The organism is Pectobacterium nicotianae, assembly GCF_023272715.1.
Lineage (GTDB): Bacteria > Pseudomonadota > Gammaproteobacteria > Enterobacterales > Enterobacteriaceae > Pectobacterium > Pectobacterium brasiliense.
Genome location: NZ_CP096821.1, coordinates 1,565,873 through 1,581,476, shown reverse-complemented (window position 1 = coordinate 1,581,476; position 15,604 = coordinate 1,565,873). Strand labels below are relative to the sequence as shown.

At 52.4% G+C, this 15,604-nt stretch carries 15 protein-coding genes; 8 read left to right on the top strand and 7 right to left on the bottom strand.

Annotated features, from left to right (window positions below; all coding sequences use genetic code 11):
* The first annotated feature begins 164 nt into the window (after nucleotides 1–164).
* Nucleotides 165–1,379: a pyridoxal phosphate-dependent aminotransferase gene (locus MYB54_RS07085; protein WP_014916029.1), complete on the top strand. Its 1,215-nt coding sequence runs from the start codon at nucleotides 165–167 to the stop codon at nucleotides 1,377–1,379.
* A gap of 142 nt (nucleotides 1,380–1,521) precedes the next feature.
* Entirely contained in the window at nucleotides 1,522–2,121 is a 600-nt protein-coding gene (yfbR, locus tag MYB54_RS07080) for a 5'-deoxynucleotidase (RefSeq protein ID WP_014916030.1), read from the top strand.
* Nucleotides 2,122–2,150: 29 nt separating this feature from the next.
* Here the strand turns inward: yfbR and MYB54_RS07075 are convergent, their stop codons facing one another.
* The 4 genes from MYB54_RS07075 to yfbV form a co-directional block, all read right to left on the bottom strand.
* Nucleotides 2,151–3,983: an SLC13 family permease gene (locus MYB54_RS07075; RefSeq protein ID WP_010278915.1), complete on the bottom strand. Its 1,833-nt coding sequence runs from the start codon at nucleotides 3,981–3,983 to the stop codon at nucleotides 2,151–2,153.
* A 196-nt stretch (nucleotides 3,984–4,179) separates the two neighbouring features.
* Nucleotides 4,180–4,836, bottom strand: coding sequence for a sugar phosphatase (locus tag MYB54_RS07070; RefSeq protein WP_075278221.1), 657 nt, complete (start codon nucleotides 4,834–4,836; stop codon nucleotides 4,180–4,182).
* A gap of 21 nt (nucleotides 4,837–4,857) precedes the next feature.
* Nucleotides 4,858–5,352 (bottom strand): YfbU family protein, encoded by a 495-nt coding sequence (locus tag MYB54_RS07065; RefSeq protein WP_014916031.1) that lies wholly within the window; start codon nucleotides 5,350–5,352, stop codon nucleotides 4,858–4,860.
* Between the two features lie 165 nt (nucleotides 5,353–5,517).
* Nucleotides 5,518–5,973 (bottom strand): terminus macrodomain insulation protein YfbV, encoded by a 456-nt coding sequence (gene yfbV, locus MYB54_RS07060; RefSeq protein WP_039280211.1) that lies wholly within the window; start codon nucleotides 5,971–5,973, stop codon nucleotides 5,518–5,520.
* 429 nt (nucleotides 5,974–6,402) lie between these two features.
* Here yfbV and ackA point away from each other — a divergent pair, with 429 nt between their 5' ends.
* From ackA to MYB54_RS07045, 3 genes are all read left to right on the top strand, one after another.
* Nucleotides 6,403–7,605, top strand: a complete 1,203-nt coding sequence (gene ackA, locus MYB54_RS07055; protein ID WP_010278931.1) for an acetate kinase — start codon at nucleotides 6,403–6,405, stop codon at nucleotides 7,603–7,605.
* A 79-nt stretch (nucleotides 7,606–7,684) separates the two neighbouring features.
* A complete protein-coding gene (pta, locus tag MYB54_RS07050; protein WP_014916033.1) occupies nucleotides 7,685–9,823 on the top strand; it encodes a phosphate acetyltransferase in 2,139 nt (712 codons plus the stop codon).
* A gap of 244 nt (nucleotides 9,824–10,067) precedes the next feature.
* Entirely contained in the window at nucleotides 10,068–10,928 is an 861-nt protein-coding gene (locus tag MYB54_RS07045) for a DUF817 domain-containing protein (RefSeq protein ID WP_043901890.1), read from the top strand.
* 71 nt (nucleotides 10,929–10,999) lie between these two features.
* Here MYB54_RS07045 and yfcD read toward each other — a convergent pair whose 3' ends face one another.
* Together yfcD and yfcE are read right to left on the bottom strand one after the other, a co-directional pair.
* Complete coding sequence (yfcD, locus tag MYB54_RS07040; protein WP_248721715.1) at nucleotides 11,000–11,653, bottom strand: NUDIX hydrolase YfcD; 654 nt, start codon at nucleotides 11,651–11,653, stop codon at nucleotides 11,000–11,002.
* 123 nt (nucleotides 11,654–11,776) lie between these two features.
* Complete coding sequence (gene yfcE, locus MYB54_RS07035; RefSeq protein ID WP_248721714.1) at nucleotides 11,777–12,328, bottom strand: phosphodiesterase; 552 nt, start codon at nucleotides 12,326–12,328, stop codon at nucleotides 11,777–11,779.
* A gap of 262 nt (nucleotides 12,329–12,590) precedes the next feature.
* Here yfcE and yfcG point away from each other — a divergent pair, with 262 nt between their 5' ends.
* The 3 genes from yfcG (at nucleotide 12,591) to MYB54_RS07020 (ending at nucleotide 14,765) form a co-directional block, all read left to right on the top strand.
* Nucleotides 12,591–13,217 (top strand): GSH-dependent disulfide bond oxidoreductase, encoded by a 627-nt coding sequence (gene yfcG, locus MYB54_RS07030; RefSeq protein ID WP_248721713.1) that lies wholly within the window; start codon nucleotides 12,591–12,593, stop codon nucleotides 13,215–13,217.
* Nucleotides 13,218–13,342: 125 nt separating this feature from the next.
* Nucleotides 13,343–13,714, top strand: a complete 372-nt coding sequence (gene folX / locus MYB54_RS07025) for a dihydroneopterin triphosphate 2'-epimerase (RefSeq protein ID WP_010278945.1) — start codon at nucleotides 13,343–13,345, stop codon at nucleotides 13,712–13,714.
* 145 nt (nucleotides 13,715–13,859) lie between these two features.
* A complete protein-coding gene (locus tag MYB54_RS07020; RefSeq protein ID WP_040032343.1) occupies nucleotides 13,860–14,765 on the top strand; it encodes a TIGR01777 family oxidoreductase in 906 nt (301 codons plus the stop codon).
* A 49-nt stretch (nucleotides 14,766–14,814) separates the two neighbouring features.
* On the opposite strand, the gene hisP is transcribed toward MYB54_RS07020, so the two are convergent.
* Nucleotides 14,815–15,588, bottom strand: coding sequence for a histidine ABC transporter ATP-binding protein HisP (gene hisP, locus MYB54_RS07015; RefSeq protein WP_014916040.1), 774 nt, complete (start codon nucleotides 15,586–15,588; stop codon nucleotides 14,815–14,817).
* Nucleotides 15,589–15,604: the final 16 nt, after the last annotated feature.

Genomic DNA, 15,604 nt, shown 5'->3' with positions numbered 1-15,604 from the left:
TATCGCACCATCCAACGAGTACACAACCATATAGTGCAGATGCGCAACCATTTGCAGCAAAAGCGATAATCATTCTTCAAAAGGTACTGCAGGAAGAGTACATTAAGCAGGTTATGCTATTCCGTCTGGGAATATGCGCTCTCTGCAGAAGGCTCGTACTATTTATGTCTCCGATTGAAAAATCCAAGAAACTGGAGAACGTATGCTATGACATCCGTGGCCCAGTCTTAAAGGAAGCCAAGCGGCTTGAAGAAGAAGGTAATAAAGTCCTTAAACTGAACATCGGCAACCCTGCCCCTTTCGGCTTCGAGGCACCGGACGAAATTCTGGTTGATGTCATCCGTAACCTGCCGACCGCACAGGGCTACTGTGATTCCAAAGGCCTCTATTCCGCCCGTAAAGCCATCGTTCAGCACTATCAGGCGCGGGATATGCGCGATATTACAGTTGAAGACGTCTATATTGGTAACGGTGTTTCCGAACTCATCGTGCAATCCATGCAGGCGCTGCTGAATCCGGGCGATGAAATGCTGGTTCCTGCGCCGGACTACCCGCTTTGGACCGCCGCGGTTTCCCTGTCTAACGGCAACGCCGTTCACTATCTCTGCGATGAATCCTCCGATTGGTTCCCCGATCTGGATGATATCCGCAAAAAGATCACGTCCAATACTCGCGGTATTGTCATCATTAACCCGAATAACCCAACGGGTGCGGTCTACAGCAAAGAGTTGCTGTTGGATATCGTGGCGATTGCGCGCGAACATAACCTGATCATTTTTGCCGACGAAATTTACGACAAAATTCTGTATGACGATGCGCAGCATCACTCGATTGCCGCACTCGCGCCGGACCTGCTGACAGTCACGTTCAACGGACTTTCCAAGACTTACCGCGTGGCGGGTTTCCGTCAAGGCTGGATGGTACTCAATGGCCCGAAAAAACACGCCAAAGGGTACATTGAAGGGCTGGAAATGCTGGCCTCTATGCGCTTGTGCGCGAATGTGCCGATGCAGCATGCGATTCAGACCGCGCTGGGCGGCTATCAGAGCATCAGCGAATTTATTCAGCCCGGCGGACGCCTGTACGAGCAGCGCAACCGTTCCTGGGAACTGATCAATCAGATCCCCGGCGTATCGTGCGTAAAACCACGCGGCGCGCTCTATATGTTCCCACGCATTGACGCCAAGCGCTTTAATATCCACGACGACCAAAAACTGGTATTGGACCTCCTGTTGCAGGAAAAAGTGTTGCTGGTTCAGGGAACCGCATTTAACTGGCCTTACCCAGACCACGTACGCATCGTCACGCTGCCGCGTATTGATGAGCTGGACATGGCAATCCACAAATTAGGGCGTTTCCTGGGGCACTATCACCAATAACCCAGCAGTCATCGAGCCTATCCTCGCCGGGCAATCACCGCCCGGCGAATACCTCACCTCCGTTTGCATAATCTCCGGCATGTGCCCACAATAGATGCCCACGATATTGCTATTTCACCGCGCTGTTGTCTGAGAGATCGCCATGAATCAGAGCCACTTTTTCGCCCATTTATCTCGTCTAAAACTCATCAGCCGTTGGCCGCTCATGCGCAACGTGCGCACGGAAAACGTCTCCGAACACAGCCTTCAGGTCGCCTTTGTCGCCCACGCGCTGGCAGTCATCAAAAACCGTAAATTCGACGGTAACCTGAACGCAGAACGCATCGCGCTGCTGGCGATGTACCATGATGCCAGCGAGGTGCTGACTGGTGATATGCCGACGCCAATCAAGTACTACAACGCGCAGATCGCACATGAGTACAAGAAGATTGAGAAGATTGCACAGCAGAAACTGGTTGAGATGTTGCCGGAAGAACTCCAGCAGGATTATCGAATGCTGCTGGATGATAACTACACCAGCGAAGAAGAACGCGCTATCGTTAAACAGGCAGACGCCCTATGCGCCTACCTGAAATGTCTGGAAGAATTATCCGCCGGCAATGCGGAATTCACACTTGCCAAAGCACGACTGGAAAAAACATTGCAGCTGCGCCACAGCCCGGAAATGGATTATTTCATGACGGTCTTCGTGCCCAGCTTTAGCCTGTCGCTTGACGAAATCAGTCAGGATTCTCCGTTATAACGAGTGTCCGCTATAACGGAAAGACACCGTCAGAACGGATACAGCCACGGTACCATCACTACGCTGACCAACATCACCAGCACGGTAAAGGGGACGCCAATGCGCACAAAGTCCCCGAATTTATAACCGCCCGGCCCCAGTACCAACGTATTCACCGGTGACGACACCGGGGTCATAAAGGCGGCAGAGGCTGCAATCGCGATGATCATCGCAAAAGGATAAGGCGACACGCCCATTTGCTTCGCGGCAGCAATCGCAATGGGTGCCATCAGCACCGCCGTCGCCGTGTTGGAAATAAACAGACCGATCACGGCACACAGTACGAACAAGCACACCAGCATCACATGCGGCCCGGCGTTCCCGGCAACATCCATCAGCCCCTTAACGATCAGCGCCACACCACCGGTTTGCTGCAACGCTAGCGCAAACGGCATCATCCCGACGATAAGAATAATGCTCGGCCAGTGAATAGCTCGATAAGCACTTTCCATGTCGATACAGCGGAATTTACCCATCAACAAACAGGCGATCAACGCAGCGACCGCATTCGGTATTTCATCCGTCAGCATCATCGCCACCATCAGCGCCAGACAAAACAGCGCGTGAGGTGCCTGACTTACCGCGGGCGCAACGTCATCCACTTCAGCAGGGAGATTAAGTAAAAGGAAGTCGTTTTTCTGCGTGTGTAGCTGTCGAATCATGCGCCAGTCCCCCATCACCAGCAGAATATCACCGAGCTGGAGCGGCTCATCGGCGAGGATACCTTCCATCGCTTCACCTGACCGGCGAATCCCCACGACACTCAGGCCGTAGCGGCTACGAAATCCGACGTCGTACAGCGTTTTCCCCAGCAGCTCGGAATCGGGAATCAACGAGACTTCCGCCATTCCCACATCACGCGCCTGCTCGGAGAAATACTCACCGCGCAGCACCATCGGTTCAAGCCGCTGCGCGGTGCAAAATTCACGTAAATCCACCTCAGAGGCCGACATGTCGATCAGTAAAACATCATTCAGGCGAAGTTCGGTATTTCCCGCCACGCTGATCATCACACGGCGAAACTTACGCCAGCGCTCAATCCCGACCACGTTCGCCCCAAAACGCTGACGCAGGCGTAAATCATCAAGACGGTGACCGATAAAAGGCGATCCTGGGCGAATCGCCAACCGACGCGCCCTACCCGTCAGCCGGTAATCACGAATTAGATCGCGAAACGTTCTTCTCTTCCACATCTCTTTTGCTGTTGCCGTCTCGGCGTCGCCAAGCCAGTAACGCGCGACCATCATATACGCCACGCCCAGCAGCAAGACCACCATCCCTATCGGCGTCACGCTGAAAAACCCAAAACCCGCAACACCTTCGCGCATCAGTTCGCTGCTCACCACCATATTTGGCGGCGTCGCTACCAGCGTCATCATGCCGCTAATCAACCCGGCAAAACTCAGCGGCATCATCAGCCTTCCGGGGGAAATTTTCATCCGTGCGGAGACACTCAGCACCACGGGAATAAAAATCGCGACAACGCCAGTGGAGCTCATGAAAGCCCCCAGCAACGCAACAGTGACCATCAGTAAGATCAACATCTTCATCTCACTGCTGCCCGCCACGCGAACCAGCCAATCACCGACCTGATAAGCCACGCCGGTACGAACCAACCCCTCACCAATCACAAACAGAGCAGCAATCAATATCACGTTAGGATCGCTGAACCCCACCAACGCTTCAGATAGCGTCAGCGTGCCGCTCAGTACAAACGCGATAATGACCAACAGCGCTACGACGTCCATGCGTAATTTATTGGTGGTAAACAACACAATGGCGATCAGCAACAGGGATAAAACCCAGAGAAGTTCGCTATTCAAAACGGTTCCCCTGACGGAAAAATGCATATTGAGAGGTGGAGGTTCAGCATGCCATAAAAAATGCAGGCGCATTTTTCAACACCGCACAGCGGTGGCCCAAAGGGTGGCAGACAGGGATAGTCTGCCATAAAAAAACCTCGCGGATGCGAGGTTTGATCATATTTAGTCACAGTTTTGTCATTATGTTACAGACGACCTACTGACGCAGAAGTACCTTCGCGCCGTTCGGTAATTGTTCTATTTCTATCTGCTCCAGCGAATCAAGAATCAGATCGACCTGATCCAGCTTTGGCGTATCCGCAGGAGCCTTCACCGCAATCACCTTGCAGCCGGCCGCCAGACCCGATAGTACGCCCGCGGGCGCATCTTCCACGACGACACACTCTTCCGGCTTTAACCCTAGCTGCTGTGCGCCAAGGAGATAAGCATCAGGAGCAGGTTTGCCTTTGGCAACCTGCTCCGCGGTAATAAAGACACGAGGAGCAGGCAGCTCTCCACGGTGATGACGTGCGCTGGCAATCGGCACCGTACCGGATGTCACAATCGCCCAGGGGATATCCAGTGCATCCAAACGTTCCAACAGCGCCTTCGCCCCAGGCATGGCAACAATGCCCTGCGTATCAGACGCTTCAGTTTTCTCCAGCGCATCAAACTCTTGTTGAATCGTTTCTTCGCTTTGCCCTTGAAGAAAGTGACGCAGGGATGTGATTGCCTGCTTGCCATGAATAAAATCCAGCACTTCCTGTGGTTCAATATCGTGATCCTTTGCCCAGTTAATCCACGCACGTTCTACAGCAGGCAGTGAATCAACCAGCGTACCATCGAGGTCGAACAGAAAACCTTTACACTCCACAGAAAGCCCCTTTTTCATTAATCAGGCGTTGATGATCTGTGCGATCTCAACCGCACTCAAGTGATACTGGCGTGGGCAGGATTGCCAGACAGCCAGCATTCTGTTGTATTTGTCCCACATTTTTGTCTGAGCGTTAAACCCATGCGTGCCCGCATCAAAATGGGGGTAGCGACCTTCGACATGTACCATAAAGCGAACAAAGCCGAGGTAGCGCGCTTCCGTTGCGGCATCAAAGCCCAGGAAGGTCAGGCGGCGTTCATCCAAATCCTGCTTATCTTTCAGATTGGTCCACGACACCTGCAAGGCATGATGCATTTCCATGATGTTAATAATGGTGCGGCAAACCTCTTCGGTCAGCTCACCAAACTCACGGTCCAGTTCGCGCATCTGCAAACCATAACCACGCTCGATAATCGTTTGTAACCGGCGATAGCGCTCGGCGTTGTCGGGATCGAGCATCGTCATCATTTTATATTGATTTGAAAGGATCAATCTCTGGGCATTTGTCATTTCCATGTTGCTCTCCTGAACCCTTTTTGGGGTAAGCCAATATCGCTAAATAGGTATTGGCCTCAGAATCGCATACTGAATCGTGTCACGGTAGCGGTAGCCACCGCTTCTTTGATTTGAAACAGGGGAAAGAACAAAATAGCCATCAACCCGCACACAGCCTGACGCCGATCACAAATCATCCAGGAAGGTTTTATCAAGCTGGTTAAACGCGCGCTTCAGCACATCCGCCAACGTTTGGTAAGTTGGCGCTTCTTCCAGGGGGGCTAATGCCTGTCCTGACTCCAATAGCTTATGGCGAATCTCATGGAACCACTGTGCCAGCGTCGGCGGTAAAGGCGTCACAGAACGGCGACCAAGCCACCAGAGCCCCTGCAACGGCAGGCTACAAGCAAACAGCGCGGTGGCGATGGCCGGGCCAAGCTGACCACCGAGCGCAATCTGCCACGTTAAAGTAAACACCGCCAGCGGTGGCATGATGCGGATACCGAACCGCGTCGCTTGCGCCACGCGGTTTTCAGGAAACACGGGTGCCAGCCGCTTTTCTGCTGGCCACGTTTTCATGTAATGCTGCCCACGTTGGAGTAGCTGTAGCCAACTGATTCTACTGTCTGGTTTCGTCGCCATAGCCACACCTCAACTTTACAGATAAAAAATAAAACTTTTGCACAAATCAACAACTCAAGTTGATAAGGTTAAAATATATTTTGTGTTTAGCCTACGCTATCGGTATCCTAGATCGGCCTTTTGGCCGCTGTATACCTAAAGTAGTATGACTACACGCAAGGAGTATAATTCCCTTCGCGACATAAGCGCAGCCAACGGCCATAACGCGGTTATCCATCGCTTTAAAAGCTGCGGTTTACATCAGGTCGATGTCACGTTGTTGTATCGATTATCCGATATAACCTACGTCATAGTATCGACCCTATTTCACCATTGTGTCTGGTGTATCACACCAAGGTATGATGTTAATCATAAATGCCAGCGGCGGCATGCGATACGCTATGCCCTGTATGACATTTTTTTAACCATGTATAACAAGTAGGTACTTCCATGTCGAGTAAGTTAGTACTGGTTCTTAACTGCGGTAGTTCATCCCTGAAATTCGCGATCATCGATGCGATTAACGGAGAAGAGTACCTGTCTGGTTTAGCCGAATGTTTCAACCTGCCTGAAGCCCGCATCAAATGGAAAATGGACGGCGGTAAACACGACGCCGAACTGGGTGCCGGTGCAGCTCACAGCGAAGCGCTGAACTTCATCGTCAATACCATTCTGTCTCAGAAACCAGAGCTGTCAGCTCAACTGGTTGCTATTGGTCACCGTATCGTTCACGGCGGTGAGAAGTTCACCCAATCCGCGATCATCACTGATGATGTTCTTCAGGGTATCAAAGATTCCGTACCTTTTGCACCTCTGCACAACCCGGCGCACCTGATCGGCATCGACGAAGCACTGAAATCTTTCCCGCACCTGGCTGATAAGAACGTCGCTGTTTTCGACACCGCGTTCCACCAGACCATGCCGGAAGAATCCTACCTTTATGCACTGCCGTACAAACTGTATAAAGAAAACCACATCCGTCGCTACGGCTTCCACGGCACCAGCCACTACTTTGTTTCTCGTGAAGCCGCTAAAGTGCTGAACAAACCAGTAGAAGAGCTGAACGTTATCACTTGCCATCTGGGCAACGGTGGTTCCGTTACTGCAATCCGTAATGGCGAATGCGTTGACACCTCTATGGGTCTGACGCCGCTGGAAGGTCTGGTGATGGGTACGCGCTGCGGCGATATCGACCCGGCTGTGATTTTCCACCTGCACGACGCACTGGGCATGGATATCGATCGCATCAACACCCTGATGACCAAAGAATCTGGCCTGCTGGGTCTGACTGAAGTGACCAGCGACTGCCGCTACGTTGAAGATAACTACGAGACGAAAGCAGATGCTAAACGTGCAATGGACGTTTACTGCCACCGTCTGGCGAAATACATCGGTTCTTACGCTGCACTGATGGAAGGCCGTCTGGATGCCGTCATCTTCACCGGTGGTATCGGTGAAAACGCCGCAATGGTTCGTGAACTGTCGCTGAAAAAACTGGGCCTGCTGGGCTTTGACGTCGATCACGAACGCAACCTGGCTGCGCGCTTCGGTAAAGCAGGCAACATCGCTAAAGATGGCACCCGCCCTGCGCTGGTTATCCCGACCAATGAAGAGTTGGTCATCGCCGAAGACGCTTACCGTCTGACCGCGTAAAACACGTAACTCCCAACACCGTCAGCCAAGGCTGACGGTGTTGTTTTTGACTAACGAGCAACCGTAAAGAGGTTCGGCCGTGTCCCGTATAATCATGTTGATCCCAACTGGCACCAGCGTTGGTCTGACAAGCGTCAGCCTGGGTGTCATCCGCTCCATGGAACAGAAAGGCGTTCGCCTGAGCGTGTTCAAACCTATCGCCCAGCCGCGCAGTGGCGACAATACGCCAGATCAAACGACCACCATTATTCGTGCTAATTCCGCCATCAGCGCCGCCGAGCCGCTGGCGATGAGCCGCGTTGAAGCTCTGCTGAGCTCCAACCAGCAAGACGTGCTGATGGAAGAAATCATCGCGCGCTATCACGAAAATACTAAAGACGCTGAAGTCGTTCTGGTTGAAGGTCTGGTTCCTACCCGTAAGCACCAGTTTGCTAACGCATTGAACTACGAAATCGCCAAAACACTGAACGCAGAAATCGTCTTCGTACTGGCGCTGGGTAACGATTCCCCGGCACAGCTGAAAGACCGCATCGAACTGGCGCGCTCCAGCTTCGGCGGCAGCAAAAACAAAAACATCACTGGCGTGATCATCAACAAACTGAATGCGCCGGTAGACGAACAGGGACGTACTCGCCCTGACCTGTCTGAAATCTTTGATGACTCCACGAAAGCCAGCGTTGCCAACATCGATCCGAAGCAGCTGTTTGCTAACAGCCCGCTGCCGGTATTGGGCTGCATCCCATGGAGCTTTGACCTGATCGCAACGCGCGCCATCGATATGGCGAAGCACCTGAATGCGCGTATCGTCAACGAAGGTGATATTCAGACGCGTCGCGTTAAGTCTGTAACCTTCTGCGCACGCAGCATTCCTCATATGCTGGAACATTTCCGTCCGGGTTCACTGCTGGTGACCTCCGCTGACCGTCCTGATGTTCTGGTTGCCGCCTGTCTGGCTGCCATGAATGGCGTGGAAATCGGTGCCCTGCTGCTGACTGGCGGCTACGAAATGGATCCAAGCATTGCCAAGCTGTGCGAGCGCGCCTTCCAGACTGGCCTGCCTGTATTTATGGTCAACACCAACACCTGGCAGACCTCACTCAGCCTGCAAAGCTTCAACCTTGAAGTACCGGCTGATGACCGTCAACGTGTTGAGAAAGTGCAGGAATACGTTGCACGCCACATCGATACCCAGTGGATCGATTCCCTGAGCGCAGAGTCTGAGCGTTCACGTCGTCTGTCTCCACCAGCATTCCGCTATCAGCTTACCGAGCTGGCGCGTAAAGCAGGCAAACGCATCGTTCTGCCAGAAGGTGATGAACCACGTACCGTTAAAGCCGCGTCTATCTGTGCTGAACGTGGTATTGCTCACTGTGTGCTGATCGGTAACCCAGAAGAAATTCAGCGTGTTGCTGCCGCTCAGGGCGTAGAACTGGGCAAAGGCATCGAAATCGTCGATCCGATTGTCGTACGTGAGCGCTATGTTGCGCGTCTGGTTGAGCTACGTAAGAGCAAGGGCATGACCGAAGTGGTTGCGCGTGAACAGCTCGAAGACAACGTGGTGCTGGGTACGCTGATGCTGGAACAGGGTGAAGTTGACGGTCTGGTTTCTGGTGCCGTTCATACAACAGCTAACACCATCCGTCCGCCGTTGCAGCTGATCAAAACTGCTCCGGGCAGCTCGCTGGTGTCTTCTGTGTTCTTCATGCTGCTGCCTGAGCAGGTTCTGGTTTACGGCGACTGCGCCATCAACCCAGATCCAACGGCAGAGCAATTGGCTGAAATCGCTATCCAGTCTGCTGATTCCGCTACCGCCTTCGGTATCGACCCACGCGTTGCGATGATCTCTTACTCTACCGGTAACTCCGGTGCGGGTAGCGATGTTGAGAAAGTGCGTGAAGCGACTCGTCTGGCACAGGAAAAACGCCCTGATCTGGTTATCGATGGTCCGCTGCAGTACGACGCCGCAATCATGGCTGACGTGGCACAGTCCAAAGCGCCGAACTCGCCAGTTGCGGGTAAAGCCACCGTGTTCATCTTCCCTGACCTGAACACCGGTAACACAACGTACAAAGCGGTACAGCGTTCTGCCGACCTGATCTCCATCGGGCCAATGCTGCAAGGCATGCGCAAACCGGTTAACGACCTGTCTCGTGGCGCACTGGTAGACGACATCGTTTACACCGTTGCCCTGACCGCCATTCAGGCTACACAGCTCTAATCTATATCCTAAATAATTCGAGTTGCTTGAAGGCGGCAACTGCGCGAATCCCCAGGAGCTTACTCAAGTAAGTGACTGGGGTGAGTAAAGGCAGCCAACGCACAATCAGCTTGAAGTATGACGGATATATTCAGATTAATTCTGTTATCTTCTATGCCAGCCTCAGCGCTGGCATTTTTTATTGCTCTCCGCACAAAAAACCACACCGCGCAGGCTCAAGAATAACCATAAACAGGGTCTATGGATGACGGTAATACGACTATTGGATCAACACTTTCAGCAGCAGTTGGAAAAAGGGATTACGCCTTCATCACCAAAAGGGTTAACCCGTTTTTTGATTGAATTTCTCTATTTCGGTGTCAAAGAAGCCCGCGCCTGTCTCTTCGTTGGCCTGTTCTTTCTTGCCGTGTTTAGCGTGCCGAAAGCTGGCTGGTTTTCTATCCCACGCTATGATTTGTTGCTGATATTCGCCATTCTGATTCAGGGATGGATGGTTGCCAGCAAATTAGAAACCTGGGATGAGTTAAAAGCCGTCACGCTGTTTCACCTTGTGGGTTTTGCGCTTGAGGTGTTTAAAACCTCATCGGGTATTCGTTCCTGGTCGTACCCTGATTTCGCCTACACCAAGGTACTGGGTGTGCCGCTGTTCGCCGGATTCATGTACGCCTCTGTCGGTAGCTATATCATTCAGTCCTGGCGGCTATTCGATCTTAAAATTCGCCATCACCCGCCCTACTGGCTGGCAACGCTGGTCGCGCTGCTCATTTATGCCAATTTCTTCACCCACCACTACATCGGCGACTACCGCTGGTACATTGCTGCACTGGCCGTCGGGCTCTATGCACGCACCACCGTCATCTTCACGCCTTACGATCGAGAACGACGAATGCCGCTGTCATTGGCCTTTATTCTGATCGGCTTTTTCATCTGGCTGGCTGAAAACATCAGTACGTTTTTCAGTATCTGGAGCTATCCGGAACAGCTCGGAGCCTGGTCGATGGTTCACGTAGGGAAATGGAGTTCGTGGGCTTTGCTGGTGATCATGACGTTCACCATCGTGATTTACCTGAAGGACATCAAGAAGAGTATTCATGTTCCCGAGTGATGAATTGCGGGCCATCATTCGGAAAAAATAGACGCCGCTGCGGGAAAAGCAGCGGCGAGATAGGTGCGGTATTATTTCTGTGAATCAGCGTCTGATGAGGTGACAACGCTGCTGTCGTTTTCATCATGACTGTTTTTATCATTAACAGCAGATGTTGCAGCGGCTTCGACTGCCTCGTTCAGCTTACGTGAAATCGGCTTGCCATATTCCTGATCGCTATGGCGCGTCAGCCACAGCGACAGGGCTTTCAGCGAATCTGGCGTAAACTCATCGCAGCGTGCGGTGATCTCTTGCGGCGTCAGCCAGCTGACCTCATCAACCTCTTCTTCCTGTAGCGCAAACGGCCCGTGGGTGACGCAGCTAAACAGCCCGCCCCAAACCCGGCAATTCTCGCCTTCGTAATAGAACAAGCCGTGTTCTGCAAACGGCACGCCCGCAATGCCAAGCTCCTCTTCCGCTTCACGACGTGCGGATTCCAGCATTTGCTCACTGCTTTGCACTACGCCGCCGGCGGTCGCATCCAGCCAGCCTGGATAGAAATCTTTGATTTTCGTCCGGCGCTGCACCAGAATTTTACCCATTCCATCATGCACAACAATGTAAGTAGCACGATGACGAAGACTCTGCGCACGCATCTGCTGACGACTTGACTGAGCAATTACCTCGTTGTTTTCATTGACGATATCAACCCACTCTGTGCCTGCTGCCTGACTTTGTTCCGCCATCCTCTGAAACCCTTTAGTATTGGCACGTTGCTACGCGCGTCTGTTTTAAATGATCGAACTTTGCTGTGAATCTTCCCTGCTGCCTTGCCGTTATTCAAGGTCAAAAACAGGGTATACGCTAAATTAGTGCCTAATCGCGACCTGTGCAATAGGTTCGCCGCCGTGTAACGGCAGAACCCGCAGCTCGCCTTGTTCAAGTAAACCGTAGCTCGCGGAGTATCCCCCTTTCGGCAAGCTCACTGAACCGGGATTGAAAAAATAATATTCACCGCGTTGCTCAGCAACCGGGATATGGGTATGACCATATACCAATACATCCCCCGCGTGTAGCGGCGGCATATTCTCTGGATGATAAAGATGACCGTGCGTCAGGAAAAGGCGATTCTGCGGCAATAGCACATGTTGCCAGGGTGCCGTTATCGGAAAGGTCAACAGCATCTGATCCACCTCGCTGTCGCAGTTCCCTCGCACGGCAATGATGCGTGATGCATAGGCGTTCAATCGGGCAGCCACTTCCGCAGGCTGATATTTTTCCGGCAGCGGATTGCGCGGGCCATGATTGAGAAAATCGCCCAGCAAGATAAGCCAGTCGGCATGACTCTGCTCAAAGATCTCCAGCACGCGATCCGTCGCGCTGAGAGAACCGTGTATATCGGACGCAAACATCAACTTCATCGTTATCTCCACAGCGTTTATATCAACCATGCTACACCTACAACACCCGCATCCTTTATCGGACGTAGTCTACCAAAGTTGGCAACGTGCTTCCGGTAAAGATCGCTCAACGGCGTGCGTCATCGCTTATTTTTCACGCGCAGAAGTGGTAGGGTAAGAGCCCGTTCCTCAATTCGCTATTCTGACAGCGCGTCGCTCTCTGAAGCGATCACCTGCCATACAGTCCATGATGTTTTTCTGAATTAAAACGGAGACTTGATTCATGATTGACCTGTATTACGCACCAACCCCTAACGGGCACAAGATCACCCTGTTTCTGGAAGAAGCTAATCTCCCCTACCAGCTCCACCGCGTGAATATCAGCAAAGGCGAACAGTTCCGACCGGAGTTTCTGGCTATCTCGCCTAATAATAAAATTCCCGCAATTGTCGATACGCAGCCTGCGGAAGGTGACACGCCGATTAGCCTGTTTGAGTCCGGCGCTATCCTGCTCTATCTGGCGGAAAAACACGGCGTGCTGCTGAGCACCTCATTACGTGAGCGTACAGCCACGCTGCAATGGCTATTCTGGCAGGTTGCTGGTTTCGGACCGATGCTGGGGCAGAATCATCATTTTAACCACTACGCGCCTCAACCAGTGCCTTACGCCATTGAACGCTATCAGCAGGAGACGCAACGCCTGTACCGCGTGCTGGATAAACATCTGCAAGACAGCACTTGGCTAGCAGGAGAAAATTACAGCATCGCCGATATCGCGACCTACCCGTGGGTGGTTTCTTATGCTCGCCAGCGCGTCGACCTTGATGACTACCCAGCGGTGAAGGCATGGTATACGCGTATCAGTGAGCGTCCGGCAACGCAACGGGCTTACCAGCTCGCCGAGCAATAAAATTCTGGCATCATCTCATTCGGCCTTTGGGTATCTTCTGCTATGGTAATCAACATATTGTCGTTAACGATACCCCCTGACGCTGCGGTTTAGTCGCAGTAACAGAAGCAACCGAGGGCCGAGCAATGCCACATCACTATTCTGACGCCATTATTCGTATAAAAAATCTGCGGCTGCGCACCTTCATCGGTATCAAAGATGAAGAAATCACGAATAAGCAGGATGTGATCATCAACGTTGTGATTCACTACCCAGCAGAACAGGCACGCAACAGCGAGAATATCGCTGATGCGCTGAACTACCGCACCATCACCAAAAGCATTATTCGCCACGTGGAAGATAACCGCTTCGCTTTGCTGGAAAAATTAACGCAGGATGTGCTCAACATCGCCAGCGATCACGAATGGATCACCTATGCTGAAGTAGAAGTCGATAAACCGTTTGCCCTGCGATACGCCGATTCGGTTTCCATGACCCTGCGTTATCACAAGGCATAAATAATATACTCTAAATAATTCGAGTTTCAGGAAGGCGGCAAGGGAAGGAGTCCCGATGAGCTTACTCAAGTAAGTGATTCGGGTGAGTGAGCGAAGCCAACGCACATGAAACTTGAAGTATGACGAGTATAAAGGGAGGGGGGAGATGCAACTACTTATAACCGGCGGAACCGGCCTTATTGGTCGCCATCTTATCCAACAATTACAGCAGCTTTCCCATCACATTACGGTACTGACACGCGATCCGGAGCGCGCTCGAGGCGTTCTCGGCAATCAGGTGGAATATTGGTCCACGTTGAGTAATATCACCTCACTGAACGGCTTTGACGGCGTCATCAATCTGGCGGGTGAACCTATCGCCGACAAACGGTGGACGCCACAGCAAAAGCAGCGTCTGGCAAAAAGCCGCTGGAATATCACCGAGCAACTTACCACGCTGATAAAAGCCAGCAGTGAGCCACCGGCCGTTTTTATCTCGGGTTCCGCTGTCGGATATTATGGCGATCAGGGGGAAGCGCTGGTCACGGAAGATGAATCCCCGGTCGATGAATTCACCCATCATCTGTGCGCCCGCTGGGAAGCGCTGGCACAGTCCGCCGAAAGCGATAAAACCCGCGTCTGCCTGCTGCGCACTGGCATTGTTCTTTCAGCACAAGGGGGCGCGCTGGCAAAAATGCTGCCGATCTTCCGCCTCGGGCTTGGCGGACCGATGGGTTCCGGCAAGCAATATATGCCATGGATTCATATTGATGACATGGTGAACGGCATTATTTATCTGCTGAACCAGCCGATACTGAGCGGCCCCTTCAACATGGTTTCGCCCTACCCGGTTCATAATGAACAATTTTCCGCTACGCTGGCACACGTATTAGATCGCCCCGGTTTTCTGCGAGCACCCGCTTTTGCGATCAAACTACTGATGGGAGAAGCTTCGACGCTGGTACTGGGCGGACAGCGCGCCATTCCACAGCGGTTAGAGGCCGCAGGCTTTAATTTCCGCTTCCTTGAGCTGGAAGAAGCCTTACAAGACGTCATCAAAAAACCGAGCTGACTCAGTGCTGAGAGAAACGTATGGGGCTGATAGCCATCAGCCCCAAAACCTACTTCAATGCCCCTGACAAAAACTGCTGCAAACGTGCACTTTTCGGGCTCCCGAACAGCTGATCCGGCGGCCCTTCTTCTTCAATTACGCCCTGATGCAGGAAAATAACGTGGCTGGAAACATGACGGGCAAACTCCATTTCATGCGTCACCACCACCATCGTTTTCCCTTCCTCCGCAAGCTGCTGCATGATGCGTAACACCTCGCCGACCAGTTCGGGATCGAGCGCTGACGTAGGCTCATCAAACAACAAGACTTCCGGCTCCATCGCCAGCGCCCGTGCAATGGAAACGCGCTGCTGTTGGCCACCGGAGAGGTCCGACGGATATTTCTGTTGGGCAGAATCGGTGATTCCGACCTTGTTCAGGTAGAACACCGCCCGCTCACGCGCTTCCGCTTTACTGAGTCCTAACACTTGAACCGGCGCTTCCATCACGTTTTCCAACGCCGTCATGAAGCTCCACAGGTTAAAGTGCTGAAACACCATCGTCAGACGCGTCCGCAGCATCTGAAGCTGCTTTTTATCAAAAACTTTCAGCTGTCCGTCAGTATCACGCACCATGCGAATTTCCTGATCGCTGACGTAAATCGCCCCTTCACAGGGTTTTTCCAGAAAATTAATACAGCGCAGTAAGGTACTTTTTCCCGAACCGGACGATCCAATAATTGAAATAACGTCACCCGCTTTCGCCTGTAATGAGATCCCTTTCAGTACCTCATGCTGGCCATAGCGTTTACGCAGTTCCGTCACCATCAGTTTGTTATTCGACATGCTCTTTTTCCTGCGT